1 protein-coding gene is annotated in these 323 nt (G+C 28.8%); it reads right to left on the reverse strand.

Annotated features, from left to right (window positions below; genetic code table 11):
- Nucleotides 1–208 (reverse strand): RNA polymerase sigma factor (locus tag V7014_RS19300; RefSeq protein WP_335509373.1); only part of this gene is annotated, 208 nt, incomplete at its 3' end.
- Nucleotides 209–323: the final 115 nt, after the last annotated feature.

The raw sequence follows: 323 nt of genomic DNA on the forward strand, positions 1-323 counted from the left end.
ACCAAGCACTTTTATTTTCAATTTTCATGAGCTTACTGCTTTGAAAGGCTTTGATGAAAACCTCTTGTACAGCATCCTCAGCATCATGTGTATTTCTCAAAATGTTGTAACAATAAATGTAGATTTTTTGATGGTACTCCTTTATTAACTCTTCCGTACTATCTTCACTTAACTCTTCGATATTATGTTTTGTTATATTTGTATACACTACAAAAGCACCTCCTTTTTTCCTTATATCTATATAGACAAATACTCCCTGTTAAATGTGACAATTTTCTTTTGGTAAATGTAGAATTTTAACATTTTTAAGTTTAAATGTTATT

The sequence above is a fragment of the Bacillus sp. JJ722 genome (genome assembly GCF_036963345.1).
Taxonomy (GTDB): Bacteria; Bacillota; Bacilli; order Bacillales; family DSM-1321; genus Bacillus_AD.